The sequence below is a fragment of the Micromonospora sp. CA-263727 genome (assembly GCF_050942455.1).
In the GTDB taxonomy this organism is placed as follows: Bacteria; Actinomycetota; Actinomycetes; order Mycobacteriales; family Micromonosporaceae; genus Micromonospora.
In genome coordinates this window covers 4,990,539-5,005,903 of sequence record NZ_CP192031.1, presented here as the reverse complement: position 1 = coordinate 5,005,903, position 15,365 = coordinate 4,990,539, and the positions used below count along the sequence as shown (strand labels likewise).

Here is a 15,365-nt window from a genome sequence, read left to right as displayed (position 1 = left end):
TCATAATCCGTCCCCTTCGACAGAAGAAAAAGATCACTTTCGATCACTAATTGGGGGGATCAGGAGGGGGTGCAGGGTGGCCGGGTCGGTCACCTCGGGCAGGTCCCGGGCGGCGAGCCAGGCCGCGGCGGCGGCACCGTCGCCGGCCGCCCGCAGCGGCGCGCCCGGCCAGCGCCGCCTCGCCTCCGCGCGAACCACGGTGGCCAGGGGCGTGTCGCCGGTGAGCAGCCCGCCGCCGAGGACCAGCGGGGTGGCCGCCCCGGGCGGGCGGATCCGGCCGACCGTGGCGATCAGGTGCGTGCCGGCCGCGTCGAGCAGCGCGACGCCGGCCGGGTCGCCCGCGACCGCGGCGTCGACCACGAGCGGGGCGAGCCGGGCCAACTCCACCGGCGGGTGGCGGGTGACGGCCTGGACGACGGCGCTGACGGTGTCCCGGGGGCGCTCCGCCACCTCGTCGGTGCCGGCCAGCGCGGTGAGGATCCGCCGGCCGAGCCCGCCCGGGTCGTGGCCGGCGTCCAGAGTGGCGAGCAGCCGGCGGACCGCCTGGTGGCCGAGCCAGAAACCGGAGCCGAGATCGCCGAGCAGCCAGCCGTGGCCGTCGCCGATCCGGTCCAGCCGCAGGTCGCGTACTGACGCGGCGATCGCCCCGGTGCCGGCGACCAGGACCGTGCCGGTCGGGCTGGCGGTGCCCGAGGCGTACGCGACCAGGGCGTCGCCGTGCACCGCGTACCGGCAGCGCAGGCCGGCGGCCCGCCAGGCGTCGTCGAAGGCGGCCCGGCCCGCCGGGTCGGCGAGCAGCCGGCCCGCCCCGGCCAGCCCGATCGCACCGGCCCGCACCCGGTGCGGGTCGACGTCGGCGAGCGCCTGCCGCAGGGCGGTCAGGAGTTCCCCGGCCGCCCGTGTGGCCCCGTGACTGGTGGGGTTGCCGCCGCCGGCTCGGCCGGTGCCGAGCCGTACGCCGTCGAGCGTCACCGCGAGCGCGCGGGTGGACGTACCGCCGACATCGAGGCCGATCACGACGGTGCCGGACATGGCCGCCCACCTCCTTGATTGATCTTGCGTTCATGCTGGTCGCGACGGGGGTCGGGGGCAAGGAGCGACCCCGGCCGGGCGGTGTGCGCCAGGTAACAGTTTGAAAACTTCGCCCACAGTCTTGACACGGAGGTGGCTTCAGTAAGAACTTTTACCACTAACAGTTAACAGTCTTTTCGGAAAGGCGTCCCATGGTTGATCACGAGGCGGACACCCCCGCGGGCACCGCGGTGGCCGACGCCGATGGGGTTGACCGGCGGGGCGCCCTCGGCGTCGCCTCCGACGGGATACTGGCCCGGGTACGTACCGGCGCCGACGAACTGACCGGCGCCCTGCGCCGGGTCGCCGAGCACGTGCTCAGCGACCCGGAGGCGGCGGCCCGGGCCACCATCGTCGAGCTGGCCGAACGCAGCGGCACCTCACCGGCCACGGTAACCCGGTTCTGCCGGGCGATGGGCTTCGACGGCTACGCCGACCTGCGGCTCGGCATCGCCGCCGAGACCGGCCGGGCCCGGTCGGCCGGCTGGACCGTCGACATCGGACGCGAGATCCAGCCCGGCGACCCGCTGGAACGGGTGCTGGAGCAGATCATGGCGGCCGACACCCGGGCCATGCACGACACCGCCGCGCTGCTCGACCTCGGCGAGGTCGAACGGGCCGCGGTCGCCATCGCCGGATCCAGCCGGGTGAACATCTTCGGCGCCAGCGGCAGCGCGCTGGTCGGCGAGGAGATGCAGTTCAGCCTGCACCGCATCGGGGTGGCCGCGTGGGCGTGGAACGACGTGCACTCCGGTCTCGCCGCCGCCGCGCTGCTGCGTCCGGGCGACGTCGCGCTGGGCATCTCGCACAGCGGCCAGACCCGGGAGGCCATCGAGATGCTCGCCGAGGGGGGCAGCCGGGGCGCGACCACCATCGCGCTGACCGGCTTCCGCCGCTCGCCATTGGCCGAACTGGCCGACATCGTCCTGCTCACCGCCAGCCACGCGACCACCTTCCGGCCGGACGCGCTGTCGGCCCGGCACCCGCAACTGGTCGTGCTCGACCTGCTCTACATCGCGGTCGCCCAGCGCACCCACGACCGTGCCCACGCGGCCTTCCGGCGTACCGCCCAGGCCGTCGACGGGCACAAGGCCGCGAGGGGGGCCACCGCATGATCAGCGCCCAGGGGTACGCGAACGCCGTCCGTCCGGTCCTCGACCGGCTCGTCGACGGGGAGGCCGAGCCGCTCGGCCGGGCCGCCGACCTGATCGCCGCCAGCCTGCGCGACGGCGGAGTGCTCCAGGCGTTCGGCGCCGGGCACTCCGAGGCGTTCGCCGCCGAGCTGGTCGCCCGGGCCGGCGGGCTGGTCCCCACCAACCGGCTCGCCATCCACGACCTGGTGCTGCACGGCAACACCCCGCGCGACGTGCTCGCCGACCCGAAGCTGGAGCGGGACCCGGCCATCGCGCACCAGCTCTACGCGCTTGCCGCACCGCAGCCGAGGGACGTGTTCGTGGTGGCGTCCCAGTCCGGCATCAACGGCTCGGTGGTCGAACTGGCCCTGCTGGCCACCGGACGCGGTCACCCGTTGATCGCGGTCACCTCGGTGGAGCACACCGCACGGGTCGCCCCGCGGCACCCGTCCGGCCTGCGGCTCGCCGATCTCGCCGACGTCGTGCTGGACAACGGCGCGCCGTACGGCGACGCACTGCTGCCGCTCGAGGGCGGCGGCGCGGTCTGTGCGGTCTCCTCGGTCACCTCGGCGCTGCTGGCGCAGCTGCTGACCGCGGAGGTCGTACGACGGTTCCACCAGGCCGGAGAGGCACCCCCTATCTACCTCTCCGCCAACGTCCCCGGTGGGGACGAGCACAACCTCGCCCTCGAGTCGCGGTACGCCGGACGTCTCCGGCGCACCGCCTGACCCGACACCACAAGGAGAGTCACACGATGTCGCTTAACCCCGATCTCAATCGTCGGACCCTGCTGCGCCGCGCGGCGGCCGCGGGCCTCCTGGTGACCCCGGCCGTGGGCCTGCTCAGCGCCTGTGCCGGCAGCACGCCGAGTCAGAACAACGACAACGCCGGGGAGAAGAGCAACGACAACCCCTTCGGCGTGCAGAAGGACAGCGCCGTGAAGGTGGTCATCTTCAACGGTGGTCTGGGTGACGCCTGGGCAAAGGAAGACCAGGCGATCTTCACCGCCAAGCACCCGGACATCACGGTCAACATGAGCTCCACCCAGAAGATCAAGACCGAAGAACAGCCCAAGATGGCGACGACGCCCAGCGACCTCATCATGAACTCGGGCGCCGACCTGATGGACCTCAGCACGCTGATCAACGAGGGCGCCATCGATCCGCTGGACGACCTGCTGGCCGCGCCCGCCTGGGACAGCGAGGGCACCGTCGCCGACTCCCTGCTGCCCGGCACCGTCTCCGACGGCACCTTCCAGGGCAAGTTCTACGTGGTCTACGTCGCCTTCACGGTCTGGGGCAACTGGTACAACGGCGCCCTGTTCGACCGGGAGGGCTGGACGCCGCCGAAGACCTTCGACGACTTCTTCGCCCTCGCCCCGAAGATCAAGGCCAAGGGCATCGCCCCGTACGTCTACGACGCCGTGCACGGCTACTACCCGCGCTGGGCGCTGATGTCCACCATCTGGAAGTCGGCCGGCAAGCAGGCGGTCGTCGACATCGACAACCTGAAGGAGAACGCCTGGCGCGCCGAGGGCGTGCTGCCCGCGCTGGAGGCGTGGGAGAAGGTCGTCAAGGACAAGCTGGTGCTGCCCGGCAAGCTCGACCACACCCAGTCGCAGCAGGCGTGGCTCGACGGCAAGGCGGCGTTCATCCAGGTCGGCACCTGGCTCAAGAACGAGATGGCGGCGACCATCCCGCCCGGCTTCGAGATGAAGCTCTCCGACTACTGGGGCCTCGGCGCCAGCGACAAGGCGCCGAACGACGTCTTCGCCGGTGCGGGCGAGGGCTTCGTGGTGCCGAGCAAGGCCCCGAACAAGGCGGCGGCGAAGGAGTTCCTGCGGGCGGTGCTCTCCAAGGCCGGTTCGGCGAAGTTCGCCGAGCTGACCAAGTCCCTGGCGTCGACCAAGGGCTCCGGCGACAACGTGCAGGACGCGGCGCTGGCGACGGCCAACGAGGTGATGAAGAACGCCGGCCAGGACCTGATCTCGGTCAAGCTCTGGGACTTCTACGCCGACCTGGACAAGGAGAGCCAGAACCTCTCCCAGGAGCTGATGGCCGGCCGGCTCACCGCCGCGCAGTTCGTCGACAAGATGCAGGCCGCCGCCGACAAGGTCGCCAAGGACTCGTCGATCACCAAGCAGACCCGCAACGCGTGACCGCCGCCCTGATCTGACCGAACGAGGAAGTGAGAGAAATGCGGCACGGTGTTGCGCGTTTCGTCACGGGTTTCCTGGCACTGCCGCTCGGGCTCTACCTCTTCTACGTGGTGTGGCCCTTCCTACAGGCGGCCGGGTACTCGCTGACCGACTGGGGAGGTTACTCCGACCGGCAGCAGTTCGTCGGGCTGGACAACTACATCCGGCTCTTCTCCGACGAGCTGATCAGGAAGGCGTTCTGGCACAACGTCTTCTTCCTGGTCACCGTGCCGCTGTTCACCATCGCGTTGGCCCTGTTCCTCGCGTTCCTGCTCAACGTGGGCGGACGCGAGGACAGGGCCGGCATCCGGGGCGTCTTCGGCTCCGGCCTGTACAAGGTGATCTTCTTCTTCCCGCAGGTGCTCTCCCTGGTCGTCATCGCGGTGATGTGGCAGCAGATCTACCGTGCCGACAGCCAGGGTCTGATCAACGGCGTGCTGATGAAGATCGGGCTGGTCAGCCCGGACGACCCGATCACCTTCATGTACGACCCGGAGCCCTTCCTCGGCGTGCCGGCGGTGCTCTGGTGGCTGCTGCTGATCGCGGTCTGGAGCGGCGCGGGTTTCTACATGGTGCTCTTCTCCGCGGCCATGCAGTCCATCCCGAAGGACATCTTCGAGGCGGCCATCCTCGACGGCGCCAGCCGCTTCCACACCTTCTTCCGGATCACCCTGCCGCTGCTGCGGGACACCGTCTCGGTGGCCTGGGTCTACCTCGGTTTCATCGCGCTGGACATGTTCGCGCTGGTCTACATCATGACCCCGAGCCAGGGCGGCCCGAACCACGCCAGCGAGATCTTCGCCTCGGTGATCCACTTCAACGCATTCCAGAAAGGCCAGTTCGGCTACGCCTGCGCGATCGCGGTGGCCCTGGCGATCTTCACGATCCTGCTGGCCGCTCTCCAGCTGAGGATCACCCGTCGTGAGCGGATCGAGTACTGAGGAGAGCTGGACGATGAGCACGGTGACCCACAGCCCGGGTGGACTGGCCGGGCCCGACCAGGGCCCACCGCCGGGGCGTACGCCGGCACCGGGCGCGGCCGTGGGCGGCGGTCGTGCCGGGGCGCGGTTCTTCAACGGCTTCTCCCACCTGTTCCTCGCGGTGTGGACGATCATGGTGGTCTACCCGCTGCTCTGGGTGGTGATGTCGGCGCTCAAGACCGACGCCGAGGTCATCCGCAAGCCGCTGTCGCTCATCCCCGAGCGGCTACAGTGGGACAACTTCGTCCGCGCCTGGACCGAGGGGCACATCGGTTCGTTCTTCCTCAACACCGTGCTGGTGTTGACCGGCAGCGTCTTCCTCACCATGCTGCTCGGCTCGATGGCCGCGTACGTGCTCGCCCGCTACGAGTTCCCCGGCAACCGGCTGATCTACTACACGTTCCTGTCCGGGCTGACCCTGCCGATCTACCTGGCCGCGGTGCCGCTCTTCAAGGGCGTCTACAACATGGGCGTGGTGCTGCCCTTCCTCGGCCCGAACAAGCACCTCATGCTGATCCTGGTCTACGTGGCCTGGTCGCTGGCGTTCACCGTCTTCTTCATGCACTCGTTCTTCCGGACCCTGCCCACCGCCATCGCCGAGGCGGCCATGGTCGACGGGGCGTCGCACAGCCGGCTGTTCTTCAGCGTCATGCTGCCGATGGCCAAGCCCGGCCTGATCAGCATCGGCATCTTCAACGTCCTCGGCCAGTGGAACCAGTGGTACCTGCCGACCCTGCTCATGCAGTCGGTGGCCGGCGAGCCCAAGAACCAGGTCATCTCCCAGGGCCTGATCGAACTCTCGGTCAACCAGGGCTACCGCTCCGACTGGTCCGGCCTCTTCGCCGGGGTCACCATGGCGATGCTCCCGGTGCTGGTCGTCTACATCGTCTTCCAGCGCCAGGTCCAGTCCGGCCTCACCGCCGGTGTCGGCAAGTAACAGCCGATCCCTGCCGATCATGCAGTTGTGGTGGGCGAATTGCCGCGACGCGGCGCATTTGTCAGGCACCACAACTGCATGATCAGCGAGGGCTGGGGTGGGCCGGGGTGGCCGGGGTGGGGGTGTTAGGCGGGGCGGAAGGAGTCGCGGGTTGCGGGGGCGGTGTGTTTGATCATGATGTGTCGGGTGACGGAGTACTCGCCCACCGCCTCCTGGCTCATGTCCTTGCCGAAGCCGGAGCCCTTGACCCCGCCGTGCGGCGCCTCCGAGGCGATCGGCAGGTGGTCGTTGATCCAGGTGACCCCGACGTCGAGCCGGTGGCTGACCCGCAGGGCACGGGCCACGTCGCGGGTCCAGACCGACGAGGCGAGGCCGTACTGGCAGTCGTTGGCCAGGCGTACCCCGTCGTCCTCGGCGTCGAACGGGAGCACCACCACGGCCGGCCCGAAGACCTCGCCCTGCACGATCTCGCTGCGCTGGTCCGCGTCGAGGACGAGCGTGGGTGGGAAGAAGAACCCGGGTCCGTCGGTGGCCGCGCCGCCGAGCGCGACGGTGGCCCCGTCGGCGGCCGCGCGGGCGACGAAGCCGGCCACCCGGTCCCGGTGGCCGGCCGAGATGAGCGGACCGATGTCGGTTCCCGTCGCCCACGGATCGCCGGTGCGGATCTTCGCCAGCGCGGCCTCCAGCGCGCCGACCGCGTCGGCGTAGGCCGGTCGCTGGACGTAGACCCGGGTGGCGGCGGTGCAGTCCTGGCCGGTGTTGTAGGTCGCGCCCAGCGCCACGCCGGCGGCCATCTCGGCCAGGTCGGCGTCGTCGAAGACGATCGCCGGGGCCTTTCCGCCGAGTTCCAGGTGCACCCGCTTGAGCCCGGGCACCGCGCCGCGCATCACCTCCCGGCCGGTGCGGGTCGAGCCGGTGACGCTGACCATGTCCACGTCCGGATCGCCGACCAAAGCGGCACCCACCTCGGCGCCGCCGGTGACCACCTGCACCAGGCCGTCCGGCGCGCCGGCCTCCTCGACCAGCCGGGCCAGCGCGAGGGTGGTCCTGGGGGTCTGCGGCGCGGGCTTGATGACCACCGCGTTACCGGCCGCCACGGCTGGGCCGATCTTCCAGATGGCCATGATGAGCGGGAAGTTCCACGGCGCGATGGCGCCGACCACACCGACCGGCCGGCGGACCAGCAGCGAGGTGTAGCCGGCCGAGAGCGTGCCCGCGCCGGTGCCGTCCAGGGATCGCGCCGCGCCGGCGAAGAAGCGCAGATTGTCCACACCGAACGGCAACTCGCCGTCGCGCATCACCGGGGCCGGCTTGCCGGTCTCCTCGACCTCCAGCCGGGTCAGCTCCTCGGCGTCGCGTTCGACGAGGTCGGCGAGGCGGAGCAGGACCCGCGACCGGTCGGCCGGGGTGGCCTCCCGCCACTGCTCGAAGGCACTGCGTGCCCCTGCCACCCGGTCGGCGACCGCGCCGGGGGCGGTGTCCGCGACCTCGCCGATGGCGGCCCCGGTCGCGGGATTGGTCAGTAGCGCCACGTCTCGCTCCTCTCGGGGGCCGCGCGGGACGGACCAGACGCCCACGCGACCGTCAACTGTTGAATCCGACACCGAATCGATCAAGAAGCCGCAGCCACGCGCCTCGGCGTCCGTCGCGCGCGTCGGCCGCGCCGAGCGCGCGGCGGGTCAGCTCCACCGCCGGGTACCGCAGCGGCTCCGGCGGGAACGGGACCGGCCGCCGCCGCACCATCTGCAACCGGGTCCGCTCGGTGTCCCGGCCGGCGAGCAGGTCGAGCGCCACCTGGGCGCCGAACCGGGCGGCGGCCACGCCGAGCCCGGTGTAACCCACGGCGTAGGCGATCCGGCGGTCGCGGGTGGTGCCGAACATGGGGGTGAACCGGGTGGTGGAGTCGATCACGCCACCCCAGCGGTGGGTGAACCGTACCCCGTCCAACTGCGGGAAGGTCTGGGCGAAGTGCCGGGCCAGCAGCAGGTGGGTGGCGTCGCGCTGCTCGGGTGCCGGGTCCAGCCGGTTGCCGAACCGGTAGATGGCGTCGTAGCCGCCGAACAGGATCCGGTTGTCCTCGGTGAGGCGGTAGTAGTGGAACTGGTTGCCGGCGTCGGTGAGGCCCTGGGCCTCCGGCCACCGCAGCTGCGCCCGCTGCGCGTCGGTGAGCGGCTCGGTGACCAGCACGTAGTCGTGCACCGGCAGGATCCAGTGCCGCAGCCGCCGCAGCGGCGGGGGATAGGCGTTGGTCCCGATGACGGCCCGCCGGCAGCTGATCCGGCCGTCGGTGGTGCGGACCACCACCCCGGATCGGGACCGGTCGAAACCGGTGACCCGGGTGTCCTCGTGGATGCGTACCCCGAACGCCTCGGCGAGGCGGGCCAGCCCCCAGGTGAGCCGGGCGGGGTCGACCAGACCGCCGGTGCCGCGCAGCCGTACGCCACCGAGGTAGATCGGCGACGCCACGTCCGCGCGGACCTGGTCGGCGTCGAGCAGCGTGACGTCGTCGCCGTGGCGGCGGTGCAACTCGGCGAGCGCGGCGAGCTCGGCGACCTGGTGCGGGGCGACCGCGACGGTCGTCTTGCCGCAGAGCCGCAGGTCGGCGTCGATGGCGTGGTCGCGCACGGTGTCGGCGATCGCGGCGAGGTTCTCCCGGCCGAGGCGGACCAGGGTCGGCATCTCGGCCGGCCACCGGGACCTGCCCTGGGCCAGACCGTGGGTGAGCGAGTCGGAGACGAAACCGCCGTTGCGGCCGGATGCGCCGGCGGCCACCCGCCGGGCCTCCAGCAGCACCACGTCGGCGGCGGGATCGTCCTGCTTGGCCAGGATGGCCGCCCACAGGCCGGTGAACCCGCCGCCGATCACCACGAGGTCGGCGCTGCCCGCCCCGGTCAGCCGCGGCCGTCGCGGCGGGGCGTCGGGACGATCGGTCCAGAAGGCGGTCGGCGTCGCGTCGGCGATGGCCCGTTGCGCCTTCGCCCGCGCGTGGGCCGAGCCGTCGCGGGCCGCCGGGGCGTACCAGTTGGTCAACGACGGGCCTCGGCGGCGCTGTCGCCCAGTTGCTCGATCGCGTCGGCGGCCTGCCGCAGGCCGTCGGCGGCGCGGATCGCCGCACCGTGCGCGCCGAGCCGACCGCGCAGCTCCGCGTCGCCCAGCAGGCGGTCGATCGCCCCGTGCAACTGCTCGTCGCTGAAGCGGTACGGGTCGAGGCGCACGCCGAAGCCGAGTTCGTCGACCCGCTGCGCGTTGTCGTACTGGTCCCAGAAGAGCGGCAGCACGATCATCGGCTTTCCGAAGTGGAGGGCCTCGGTGGTGGTGTTGTTCCCGCCGTGCGTGATGACCAGGTCGACCAGCGGGATGATCGTCGTCTGGGGCAGGAACTCGGCGCCCCACATGTTCTCCGCCAGCTCGATCTCGGCGTGCAGCGGGCCCTTGGAGACGATGTACCGGTGCGGCGTCCGGCCCAGCGCGTCGATGACCCGCCGCATCAGCTCGACGTCGGCGGAGCCGAGCGAACCGAGGCTGAAGTAGATCAGCGCGCCGTCCCGGCCGGCCAGCTGCTCCGGCAGGGTGAACGCCTCGTCGGTCTCCCGGACCGACGATTCGAGCCGCTGCCAGCTCGGCCCGAGCGGCCGGGCGTCGGTGTAGTCGCCGATGCCCGGATAGACGTAGAGGTTGAGGTCGCCGGAGTGGATGAAGTCGAGGTCCGGCAGGCCCGGCGCGCCCTGCTCACGGACCCAGGCGTCGAACTCCTCCCACACCGGACGGTGCACCCGGTCGTACTCGGCGCGGAACGCGGCCCAGCCGGACCGGTCGGCGGCGGGATAGCCGGAGAAGACCGGCGCGATCTCGTCACCCCTGATCTCCAGCGGGTTGCAGGAGACGATCCGGACGAAGGGCACCCCGGCGGTGTTGAGCGCCGGGAAGGCGACCACGTTGTCCTCGACGATGATGTCGGGCCGGACCCGGTCGATGATCTCCAGCAGCCGGGGCTGGCAGTACTTGGCGCCGTTGATCAGCTCGACCCAGACCGGCTTGACCCAGGTCTCGATCTGCTCGATCGTCGGCTTGCGGAACTCCGGCGCGGTGTCCCGGATGAAGTCCTTCCAGAACTGGCCGGCGTCCTGCTCCTCGGCGTTCTCCGGCGGGGGCGCGAGGTCGACCAGGTCCTCCTCGAAGCCGAGCGCGGTCAGCTTGCCCCGCCAGGACGCCTCGGCCGCGAAGACCACCCGGTGCCCGCGCCGGCGCAGCACGTCGCCGATGCCGATGCAGTTGTTGGTCGGGCCGTACGCACTCTCGGGCATGAACAGGACGGTCAGCGACATCGCCTCTCCCCGGGCCGTTTCTTGAATCGAGATTCAACAAGGTCGCCGGTCGGGAGTCAATAAGCAGGCGCTATGGTGTTTGGCGAAGTGTTGACGTCGTACCCGGATCGGGGCCGCATGACCACCCGCAAGTCCCGCGCCCAGCGGCGGCAGGATCTCATCGAGGCCGCCCGCCGCGCGATGATCGAGCACGGAACCGACACGGTGCTGCTCAACCAGGTGGCCGAACAGGCCGGGCTCACCTCCGGCGCGGTCCTGTACCACTACCCCGACCTGCGGGACCTGCTGCTGGAGGCGCACCACGCCGGCATGGAGCGCTTCTACGAGCTGCGGGTGAAGCGGGTCGCCGGGATCGACGACCCGGTGCGGAAACTGGTGGTGACCATCCGGTCCGGACTACCCACCGACGCCGAGGACGCCGACGTGCGCCTGCTCTGCGAACTCGGCGGGGCGGCCGGTCGCAACCGGGTCTATGCCGCGCTGCTGACCACTCTCTACGACCGCCAGGTCGGCATGTACCAGACGATCCTCGAACTCGGCGCGGCCCGGGGGGTGTTCCGGCTCGCGGCCGAGTCGCAGACCATCGCCCGCAACCTGGTCGCGCTGGAGGACGCGTACGGCTACCGGATCGTCGCCCGGCACCCGACGCTGCACACCGCCGAGGCGGTCGAGCTGACCCTGTCGTACGCCCGGCTGGTCACCGGCAATGCGCTCGACGTGCCGGACGAGCCGGCCCGGCCCCCACGCGCCCGCCCCGCCCCGGCCTGACACCGCCCCACCGCCGTCCCGCCCGCGCCGCCCGGGAGCCCCGCCGCCCGCGCAGCTCGTGACGCCGCCCGGGAGCCCGGCGGCCGGCGGTCAGGTCCGGTCGAGCAGCACGCCGTCGGCGGCTGACCAGTCCACCCGGACCTGGTCGCCGACGGCGACCGAGGCGGCACCGGCGACCGTGGCCAGCAGCGGCCGGTCGAGCCCGGGAACCGTCACCGCGACCCGGGTGGTCCCGCCGAAGAAGGTCACGTCGCGCACCACACCGGCCAGTCCGGCGTCGACGCCCAGCCGCACCCGCTCGGGGCGTACCGCCAGGGTCGCCGGGGCGCCGACCGCGACCGGGGACCCGGGGCAGGGGAGTACACCGACCTCGGGCACCCGCAGACCGGCCACGGTGAGCACGCCGTCGATCAGGTTGTTGGCGCCGATGAAGTCCGCCACGAAGAGGTCGGCGGGGCGTTTGTAGAGCGGCACCGGCGCGTCGATCTGGCGCACCCGGCCCTCGCTCATCACCGCGATCCGGTCGGCCAGCGACATCGCCTCCTCCTGGTCGTGGGTGACGACCACGAAGGTGATGCCGACCTCGTGCTGCAAGCGCTTGAGTTCCAGCTGCATCTCGGCGCGCACCTTCTTGTCCAGCGCGGAGAGCGGCTCGTCGAGCAGCAGCAGCCGGGGGCGTTTCACGATCGCCCGGGCCAGCGCGACGCGCTGGCGCTGACCGCCGGAGAGCTGGTGCGGGCGGCGACGGTCCAGCCCGGTGAGCCCGACGGTGGCGAGGACCTCGTCCACCCGTTCCCGGATCTCCGGCTTCGGCACCCGCTCGCGCTCCAGCCCGTACGCGATGTTCTTGGCCACGCTCAGGTGCGGGAAGAGGGCGTAGGACTGGAACATCAGGTTGACCGGTCGCCGGTGCGCCGGGACGGCGAGCAGGTCGGTGCCGTCGAGGGTCACCGATCCGCGGTCCGGGTGTTCGAAGCCGGCGAGGATCCGCAGCAGGGTCGTCTTGCCGCAGCCGCTCGGGCCCAGCAGGGCGAAGAACTCGCCCTGGCGGATTTCGAGGCTGACCTGTTCCAGCGCGCGGACCTCGCCGAAGCGCCGGCTGACCGACTCGATGCTGACCAGGGGTTCGCCGGTGCGGGGTGGGCTGCTCACAGGGACTCCGTCAGTCGGGACAGGCGTTGGGCCATGATCACGAACGTGAAGCTGACCGCCAGCAGGAGCGTGGCCAGGGCGTTGATCTCGGGTGTCACTCCGAACCGCACCATCGAATAGATCACGATGGGCAGCGTCGGGTCGGCCGGGCCGGCGGTGAAGAAGGCGATGACGAACTCGTCCATCGACAGCGAGAAGGCCAGCAGCGCGCCGGCCACGATGCCCGGCGCGAGCGACGGCAGCGTGATCCGGACGAAGGTCTGCACCGGCGTGGCGCCGAGGTCGCGGGAGGCCTCCTCCAGGGAGCCGTCGATGTGGGCCAGCCGGGTGCGTACCACGGCCGCGACGAAGGCCGTGCCGAAGACCGCGTGCGCCAGCAGGATCGAGTGCAGGCCGAGGGTGAACTGCACGGCGGTGTAGAAGGCGAGCAGGCCGATGGCGAGCACGATGTCGGGCAGCACGGCGGGGGCCACCGCGATCGCGTCGAGCAGCTTCGACCGGGCGTGCCGGGCCAGGCCGACGGCGAGCAGGGTGCCGAGCACGGTCGACAGCACGGTCGCGCCGGCGGCGACGACCAGCGTGTTGACCAGTCCCTCGCGGACCGACTGGTTGGCGAGCAACCGGCCGTACCAGGCGGTGTCGAACCCGCCCCACCGGTAGGGGGTGTCGGCGGCGTTGAAGGACATCACCACGAGAACCGCGATCGGCAGGTAGAGGAAGAGGTACGTCAGCCCCGCCGGTACGTACAGCCAGTTGAACCTACGCACGGTCGCCCCCGTCGGCCAGCCGGCGGGCCGCCCACGCCTGTGCCATCAGCAGCAGCACGAGCAGTGCGATGACGACGAGCGCGAGGGTCGAGCCGAACGGCCAGTCGCGGGCCTTGAGGAACTGGTCCCGGATGAGGTTGCCGACCATCACCGTCCGTCCGCCGCCGAGCAGCTCGGGGATGACGAAGTTGCCGAGGCTGGGCACGAAGACGAAGATGCAGCCGGTCAGCACGCCGGGCAGGGTGAGCGGCAGGGTGACCGACCAGAAGGTGCGGGCCGGACGGGCGCCCAGGTTCGCCGACGCCTCGCGCAGTTGCGGGTCGAGGCGCTCGATCGCCGCGTACAGCGGCAGCACCATCAGTGGCAGGTAGGCGTAGAGCAGCCCGCCGACGATCGCGCCCTGGGTGTAGAGCAGTTCCAGTGGCCGGTCGATGATCCCGATCCCGGTCAGCGTCCGGTTGATCACGCCCTCGCTGTTGAGCAGGATGATCCACGCGTACGTGCGGATCAGGAAGTTGGTCCAGAACGGCAGGACCACCAGGACCAGCGCGGCGGTGCGCCAGGCGCGGGGCAGCCGGGCGATGAGGTACGCCGTCGGATAGCCGAGCAGCAGGGCCAGCAGCGTGGTGATCGCGGCGAGCTTCACCGAGGTCCAGATGACGCCGAGGTAGAGCCCGTCGGCGACCCGGCTGAAGTTGTCGGCCGAGACCTCGTGGACGATGCCGCCGAAGCGGCCCCGGTGGAACAGGGTGTAGCTGAGCACCAGCGCGAGTGGCACCAGCATGAACACGGTCAGGTAGCCCAGCCCGGGGCCCAGGGTGGCCAGCCGGCCGACGAGGCGTTCCCGGCGCGCGGCGCGTCGCCCGCGTGGACCGACGTCCGCGCGGGCGACGCGTGCGGGGGTGCGAGTCGTGCCCATCTACCCGGCCGACACCTCGGTCGCGATCCGGGTGTACGCCGGCGCCGCCTCGCCGAGGTCGACCGGCACCTCCTGCTTCAGCAGGTCGGCCGGGGTCATCGTCAGGTACGGGTAGGTCTCCAGCAGCGTGGCGTCGAGCTTGGCCATGGCCGGCGCGTTCGGCACCTTGTAGAGGATGTTCTCGGCCGCCCAGCGGTGGTTGTCGGCGTCGAGGATGTAGTTGACGAAGGCGTGCGCGGCCTCCTTGTTCTTCGACGTCTTCAGGATCACCATGGTGTCCACCCAGAGGTCGCTGCCCTCCTTGGGGACCACGAACTTGATCTTCGGGTCGTCGGTCGGGCACCAGCCGTCCCACGCCTCCACCAGCGCGGCCTCGCCGGACTTGAGCCGGTCACCGAAGGTGGTGTCGTCGTAGGCCAGCAGCGTCTTCTTCGCGGCGAGCAGCTTCTGCTTGACCTGCTCCAGTTGGCCGGCGTCGGTGGTGTTCGCGGAGAAGCCGAGCGCCTTCTGCGCCGGCAGCATGAGCCACCGCTCGGTGGCCATCATGGTCACCTTCTTGACCAGCTGCGGCTTCGGGGAGAGCAGATCCTCCCAGCTGTCCGGGGTGTAGCCGGTCAGGTCCGTGCGGTAGCAGAGGCCGGTCGTGCCCCAGGTGTACGGCACCGAGTACCGGTTGCCGTTGTCGTAGGCCAGTCGCCCGGCCTCGGGGTAGAGGTTCTTGAGGTTGGGCACGAGATCGGCGTGGATCGGCTCGACCAGGCCCTGCTCGGCGAGGGCCTGGGCGAACTGGCCGGAGACGAACGCGACGTCGATGCCGCTCTCCGCGCCGGCCGTCAACTTCGCCAGGATCTCCTCGTTGGTGGCGTGCTTGGTGACGGTGACCGTCGGACCGAGCGCCGCCTTGAACTTCTCGGGAAGATCCTCCGGCATGTAGCCGTCCCAGTTGGAGACCGTGAGCTTCTGGGCGCTCAGGTCCGCGTTCGGGTCGAGGGTGTCCGGGGTGGCGGCGCCGGCGCCGTCGGCGCCACCGCCACATGCCGCAAGGGCGAGAACAAGGCCCGCGGCGAGGGCCAGCGGTCCGGCGGTACGCCGGGAACGGGTCAACACCAACACTCC

At 71.1% G+C, this 15,365-nt stretch carries 14 protein-coding genes; 6 read left to right on the top strand and 8 right to left on the bottom strand.

The window, feature by feature from the left end; translation table 11 throughout:
- Positions 1–33: 33 nt before the first annotated feature.
- Positions 34–1,032, bottom strand: coding sequence for an N-acetylglucosamine kinase (locus ACQPYA_RS21840; protein WP_433528953.1), 999 nt, complete (start codon positions 1,030–1,032; stop codon positions 34–36).
- A 191-nt stretch (positions 1,033–1,223) separates the two neighbouring features.
- Between ACQPYA_RS21840 and ACQPYA_RS21835 the strand changes: the two genes are divergently transcribed.
- Genes ACQPYA_RS21835 through ACQPYA_RS21815 form a run of 5 tightly spaced genes read left to right on the top strand, consistent with a single transcriptional unit; the run spans position 1,224 to position 6,318 of the window.
- Positions 1,224–2,186 carry a MurR/RpiR family transcriptional regulator gene (locus ACQPYA_RS21835; protein ID WP_433528952.1) on the top strand — a complete coding sequence of 321 codons (963 nt, stop codon included), beginning with the start codon at positions 1,224–1,226 and terminating at the stop codon, positions 2,184–2,186.
- Positions 2,183–2,932, top strand: a complete 750-nt coding sequence (locus tag ACQPYA_RS21830; protein WP_433528951.1) for a sugar isomerase domain-containing protein — start codon at positions 2,183–2,185, stop codon at positions 2,930–2,932. Before ACQPYA_RS21835 ends, ACQPYA_RS21830 begins: the two co-directional genes overlap by 4 nt.
- A gap of 26 nt (positions 2,933–2,958) precedes the next feature.
- Positions 2,959–4,362: an N-acetylglucosamine/diacetylchitobiose ABC transporter substrate-binding protein gene (ngcE, locus tag ACQPYA_RS21825; RefSeq protein ID WP_433528950.1), complete on the top strand. Its 1,404-nt coding sequence runs from the start codon at positions 2,959–2,961 to the stop codon at positions 4,360–4,362.
- Positions 4,363–4,400: 38 nt separating this feature from the next.
- Positions 4,401–5,342, top strand: coding sequence for a carbohydrate ABC transporter permease (locus ACQPYA_RS21820; RefSeq protein ID WP_433528949.1), 942 nt, complete (start codon positions 4,401–4,403; stop codon positions 5,340–5,342).
- Positions 5,343–5,355: 13 nt separating this feature from the next.
- Positions 5,356–6,318 carry a carbohydrate ABC transporter permease gene (locus tag ACQPYA_RS21815; protein ID WP_433528948.1) on the top strand — a complete coding sequence of 321 codons (963 nt, stop codon included), beginning with the start codon at positions 5,356–5,358 and terminating at the stop codon, positions 6,316–6,318.
- A gap of 125 nt (positions 6,319–6,443) precedes the next feature.
- Here ACQPYA_RS21815 and ACQPYA_RS21810 read toward each other — a convergent pair whose 3' ends face one another.
- The 3 genes from ACQPYA_RS21810 to ACQPYA_RS21800 are packed head-to-tail and all read right to left on the bottom strand — an operon-like array spanning position 6,444 to position 10,643.
- Positions 6,444–7,850: an aminobutyraldehyde dehydrogenase gene (locus tag ACQPYA_RS21810; RefSeq protein ID WP_433528947.1), complete on the bottom strand. Its 1,407-nt coding sequence runs from the start codon at positions 7,848–7,850 to the stop codon at positions 6,444–6,446.
- A gap of 52 nt (positions 7,851–7,902) precedes the next feature.
- Positions 7,903–9,348: an NAD(P)/FAD-dependent oxidoreductase gene (locus ACQPYA_RS21805; RefSeq protein ID WP_433528946.1), complete on the bottom strand. Its 1,446-nt coding sequence runs from the start codon at positions 9,346–9,348 to the stop codon at positions 7,903–7,905.
- Positions 9,345–10,643: a glycosyltransferase gene (locus tag ACQPYA_RS21800; protein WP_433528945.1), complete on the bottom strand. Its 1,299-nt coding sequence runs from the start codon at positions 10,641–10,643 to the stop codon at positions 9,345–9,347. The genes ACQPYA_RS21805 and ACQPYA_RS21800 overlap by 4 nt, the downstream gene beginning before the upstream one ends.
- 72 nt (positions 10,644–10,715) lie before the next feature.
- On the opposite strand from ACQPYA_RS21800, the gene ACQPYA_RS21795 reads away from it, so the two are divergent.
- Complete coding sequence (locus ACQPYA_RS21795; protein WP_433528944.1) at positions 10,716–11,411, top strand: TetR/AcrR family transcriptional regulator; 696 nt, start codon at positions 10,716–10,718, stop codon at positions 11,409–11,411.
- A 90-nt stretch (positions 11,412–11,501) separates the two neighbouring features.
- On the opposite strand, the gene ACQPYA_RS21790 is transcribed toward ACQPYA_RS21795, so the two are convergent.
- Genes ACQPYA_RS21790 through ACQPYA_RS21775 form a run of 4 tightly spaced genes read right to left on the bottom strand, consistent with a single transcriptional unit; the run spans position 11,502 to position 15,362 of the window.
- Positions 11,502–12,563: an ABC transporter ATP-binding protein gene (locus tag ACQPYA_RS21790; RefSeq protein WP_433528943.1), complete on the bottom strand. Its 1,062-nt coding sequence runs from the start codon at positions 12,561–12,563 to the stop codon at positions 11,502–11,504.
- On the bottom strand, positions 12,560–13,330 hold the full coding sequence (locus ACQPYA_RS21785) for an ABC transporter permease (RefSeq protein WP_433528942.1): 771 nt from the start codon (positions 13,328–13,330) through the stop codon (positions 12,560–12,562). The genes ACQPYA_RS21790 and ACQPYA_RS21785 overlap by 4 nt, the downstream gene beginning before the upstream one ends.
- On the bottom strand, positions 13,323–14,249 hold the full coding sequence (locus ACQPYA_RS21780) for an ABC transporter permease (protein WP_433528941.1): 927 nt from the start codon (positions 14,247–14,249) through the stop codon (positions 13,323–13,325). Before ACQPYA_RS21780 ends, ACQPYA_RS21785 begins: the two co-directional genes overlap by 8 nt.
- Positions 14,250–15,362 carry a polyamine ABC transporter substrate-binding protein gene (locus tag ACQPYA_RS21775; RefSeq protein WP_433528940.1) on the bottom strand — a complete coding sequence of 371 codons (1,113 nt, stop codon included), beginning with the start codon at positions 15,360–15,362 and terminating at the stop codon, positions 14,250–14,252. It abuts the gene before it with no gap.
- Between the last annotated feature and the right edge of the window lie 3 nt (positions 15,363–15,365).

Bases quoted from the DNA above. Each gene is read 5' to 3' on its own strand.
- ACQPYA_RS21800 (WP_433528945.1), bottom strand. From the start codon at position 10,643: ATGTCGCTGACCGTCCTGTTCATGCCCGAGAGTGCGTACGGCCCGACC.
- ACQPYA_RS21840 (WP_433528953.1), bottom strand. From the start codon at position 1,032: ATGTCCGGCACCGTCGTGATCGGCCTCGATGTCGGCGGTACGTCCACC.
- ACQPYA_RS21795 (WP_433528944.1), top strand. From the start codon at position 10,716: ATGGTGTTTGGCGAAGTGTTGACGTCGTACCCGGATCGGGGCCGCATG.
- ACQPYA_RS21835 (WP_433528952.1), top strand. From the start codon at position 1,224: ATGGTTGATCACGAGGCGGACACCCCCGCGGGCACCGCGGTGGCCGAC.
- ACQPYA_RS21780 (WP_433528941.1), bottom strand. From the start codon at position 14,249: ATGGGCACGACTCGCACCCCCGCACGCGTCGCCCGCGCGGACGTCGGT.
- ACQPYA_RS21820 (WP_433528949.1), top strand. From the start codon at position 4,401: ATGCGGCACGGTGTTGCGCGTTTCGTCACGGGTTTCCTGGCACTGCCG.
- ngcE (WP_433528950.1), top strand. From the start codon at position 2,959: ATGTCGCTTAACCCCGATCTCAATCGTCGGACCCTGCTGCGCCGCGCG.
- ACQPYA_RS21815 (WP_433528948.1), top strand. From the start codon at position 5,356: ATGAGCACGGTGACCCACAGCCCGGGTGGACTGGCCGGGCCCGACCAG.
- ACQPYA_RS21830 (WP_433528951.1), top strand. From the start codon at position 2,183: ATGATCAGCGCCCAGGGGTACGCGAACGCCGTCCGTCCGGTCCTCGAC.